Raw genomic sequence first — 3,535 nt, 5'->3', positions numbered from 1 at the left:
GCCGCGGAGGCGGCGGTGGCGGCCGCGGCCGCGGTGCCGGCCTGGCGCGCGGCGGCGGAGAGGATCTGCGTGTCGCTCGGCGCCGGCGCCCCCGGCGGAAGCACCGTCTCGGTCGTGGCGCGCGGCATCTCGAAGGCCTTGTAGGCCGCGGTCTCGATCATCTCGGACGGCGCCAGCCCGGGCTTGGCATCGTCCACGATGTACTTGATGCGGTACTTGCCGAGCTCGATGACGTCGTTGTTGCGCAGCACGTTCTTCTTGACCGGCTGGCCGTTGAGGTAGGTGCCGTTGGTGCTGTTCTGGTCCTCGAGGAAGGCGTCGTTGGTGATGCAGGTGATCACCGCGTGATGGCCGCTGATCGCGAGATTATCGATCTGGATGTCGTTGTCCGGCTTGCGCCCGATGGTGGTGCGCTCCTTGACGAGCGCCATTTCCTTGAGCACCAGCCCGTCCATGCTGAGAACCAACTTCGGCATGCCCATACCCGTCTGTAAGTGGAACGGCCGGCGCGCCTGCGCCGCCTGCGAGGAATCCTCCGCCCATTCTAGCGCGCGCACCGCGCCGGTTAACAAAAAAGGGCGCCGGAAAATCCGGCGCCCCTTGCCATGCCCCGGGGGACGGCTTACAGCATCGCCTTGAGCAGCTTGCCCATCTCGGACGGGTTGCGCGTGACCTTGAAGCCGCACTCTTCCATGATGGCGAGCTTGGCGTCGGCGGTGTCGGCGCCGCCGGAGATCAGCGCGCCGGCGTGGCCCATGCGCTTGCCGGCCGGCGCGGTGACGCCGGCGATGAAGCCGACGATCGGCTTCTTCATGTTGGCCTTGCACCACTGCGCGGCTTCGGCTTCGTCCGGACCGCCGATCTCGCCGATCATGATCACCGCGTCGGTGTCCGGATCGTCGTTGAACATGCGCATCACGTCGATGTGCTTGAGGCCGTTGATCGGGTCGCCGCCGATGCCGACCGCCGAGGACTGACCGAGGCCGATCTCGGTGAGCTGGGCGACGGCTTCATAAGTCAGCGTGCCGGAGCGCGAGACCACGCCGATGCGGCCCTTGCGGTGGATGTGGCCGGGCATGATGCCGATCTTGATCTCGTCGGGCGTGATCAGGCCGGGGCAGTTGGGACCGAGCAGCAGGGTTTCCTTGCCGCCGGCGGCGACCTTCTGCTTCATCCTGTTGCGCACGACCAGCATGTCGCGGACCGGGATGCCCTCGGTGATGCAGATCGCCAGGTCGAGGTCGGCCTCGCAGGCCTCCCAGATCGCGGCGGCCGCGCCGGCGGGCGGCACGTAGATCACCGAGACGGTGGCGCCGGTGGCGTCCTTGGCATCCTTGACCGAGCCGTAGATCGGCACGTCGAGGATCTTCTCGCCGGCCTTCTTCGGGTTCACGCCGGCGACGAAGCAGTTCTTGCCGTTGGCGTACTCGATGCACTTCTCGGTGTGGAACTGGCCGGTCTTGCCGGTAATCCCCTGGGTGATGACCTTGGTGTCTTTGTTGATCAGGATGGACATTCGAAGTGCTCCTTACTTGACCGCAGCGACGATCTTGGTCGCGGCTTCCGCCATCGTGTCGGCGGCGATGATCGGCAGGCCCGAATCGGCGAGGATCTTCTTGCCGAGGTCTTCGTTGGTGCCCTTCATGCGCACCACGAGGGGGACGGAGAGGTTCACTTCGCGGGCCGCGGCGACCACGCCGGTGGCGATGGTGTCGCAGCGCATGATGCCGCCGAAGATGTTGACCAGGATGCCCTTGACCTGGGGGTTCTTGAGCATGATCTTGAAAGCTTCGGTGACCTTCTCGGTGGTCGCGCCGCCGCCGACGTCGAGGAAGTTGGCCGGCTCGGCGCCGAACAGCTTGATCGTGTCCATGGTGGCCATCGCCAGGCCGGCGCCGTTCACCAGGCAGCCGATGTTGCCGTCGAGGCTGATGTAGGCGAGGTCGTACTTGGAGGCTTCGATCTCGTCGGCATCCTCTTCGTCGAAGTCGCGGAAATCGACGATCTCCGGGTGACGGTAGAGGGCGTTGGAGTCGAAGTTGAACTTCGCGTCGAGCGCCTTGATGTTGCCGTTGCCCTCGAGGATCAGCGGGTTGATTTCCGCCAGCGAGGCATCGGTCTCCATGTAGCAGGTGTAGAGCTTCTTGAAGGCGTCGACCGCCTTGGCGACCGAGCCTTCGGGCACGCCGATGCCCTTGGCAAGCTCGGTGGCCTGCGCGTCGGTGAGACCGACGAGCGGATCGACGAAGACCTTGATGATCTTCTCGGGGGTGTTGTGGGCGACTTCCTCGATGTCCATGCCGCCTTCGGAGGAGGCCATCATGGCGACCGTCTGGGTGGCACGATCGGTCAGCGCCGCGACGTAGTATTCGTGCTTGATGTCGGCGCCTTCCTCGATCAGCAGGTTGCGCACCTTTTGGCCTTCGGGGCCGGTCTGGTGGGTCACGAGCTGCATGCCGAGGATGTCGTTGGCGTGCTGGCGCACTTCGTCGAGCGAGCGGGCGAGCTTGACGCCGCCGCCCTTGCCGCGGCCGCCGGCGTGGATCTGGGCCTTGACCACCCAGATCTTGCCGCCGAGTTCCTCGGCCGCCTTCACGGCAGCGTCCACCGATACGCAGTGGAAACCGCGCGGCGTGACGACGCCGTACTTCCTCAACAGTTCTTTTGCCTGATACTCATGAATTTTCATGGTTGCCCTTCGATCGAAGCCGCGACGGCAGCCGCCGCCGCGGACAGGTTGATGGCATGCTTCGGAGCGATCGCTCCACGACCGGCGCCGTCTCCCTCGACCGTCGCCCGCCGCACTGGAATCGGGACCCCCCGACCCGACCCGCGGACCGGGCGCGCACGCCGCGGTCGCAAGACCCCATAATTATAACTGGTTTTGCGCGGTGCACAGCCATGCGCCGGCAGCCGCACCGGGCCCGCTCCACCCGCATCCCGCACCGTGCCGGCTGCCGTGTGGCGGAAGCATCCGGGAACGCTGAATACGTCACACCTGCAACAAAACACGGTCGCATTGCGGCACGAGTCGCTGGAATGCCTACGGCGAGTCTGCTAAAACTCGGCAATCATTCGATCCACCGCCGGACGCGCGGAATATGAACAACAACAGCATGCCGCTCGCAATCGCAGTCGCAATCGCCCTCGCCTCGCTCGGCACCGCCCCTCCCGCGGCGGCGGTGGCGCTCGGCGAGGTCGCCGCACTCTCCGCGATGGGGGAGAGCTTCCGCGCGGAGATCCGCCTGCCGGACGGAAAACCTGCCGATGCCGAATGCTTTCGCGTCGCCCCCCTCTCCGGTGGAGAGTTTCCGGCCTTGCGCCAGGGCCGTATCGCCGTCAGCGGCAGCGGTGCCGAAGCGCGCCTGGTGGTGCGGGACGCCGCCCGCGTCAACGAGCCGGTGCTGAAGCTGGCGATCGAGAACGTGTGCGAGGCGCGCCTGCGGCGCGAGTACACGCTGCTGATGCCCTTCGCACCCGGCGCCCGCCTGCCGGCGGCTGCGGTGGCAGCCGCCGCGCCACCCCCGGCCGCCCG

General features: G+C 66.6%; 4 protein-coding genes. 1 reads left to right on the top strand and 3 read right to left on the bottom strand.

Translation table 11 applies throughout. From position 1 onward, the window contains the following. From C665_RS18885 to sucC, 3 genes are all read right to left on the bottom strand, one after another. Positions 1-476 (bottom strand): FHA domain-containing protein (locus C665_RS18885; protein ID WP_040829740.1); only part of this gene is annotated, 476 nt, incomplete at its 3' end. A gap of 146 nt (positions 477-622) precedes the next feature. Then, the gene (gene sucD, locus C665_RS18880; RefSeq protein WP_004327115.1) at positions 623-1,516 is read right to left on the bottom strand and encodes a succinate--CoA ligase subunit alpha; all 894 of its coding nucleotides are present in this window, start codon (positions 1,514-1,516) and stop codon (positions 623-625) included. Positions 1,517-1,528: 12 nt separating this feature from the next. Continuing rightward, positions 1,529-2,689, bottom strand: a complete 1,161-nt coding sequence (sucC, locus tag C665_RS18875; protein ID WP_004327114.1) for an ADP-forming succinate--CoA ligase subunit beta — start codon at positions 2,687-2,689, stop codon at positions 1,529-1,531. A gap of 412 nt (positions 2,690-3,101) precedes the next feature. On the opposite strand from sucC, the gene C665_RS18870 reads away from it, so the two are divergent. Continuing rightward, the coding region (locus C665_RS18870; RefSeq protein WP_004327112.1) for a type IV pilus assembly protein FimV at positions 3,102-3,535 on the top strand (434 nt) is incomplete at its 3' end.

Source organism: Thauera aminoaromatica S2 (assembly GCF_000310185.1).
Lineage (GTDB): Bacteria > Pseudomonadota > Gammaproteobacteria > Burkholderiales > Rhodocyclaceae > Thauera > Thauera aminoaromatica.
Note: the sequence above shows the minus strand (reverse complement) of the source record. Positions and strands in the feature narration are given on the sequence as shown.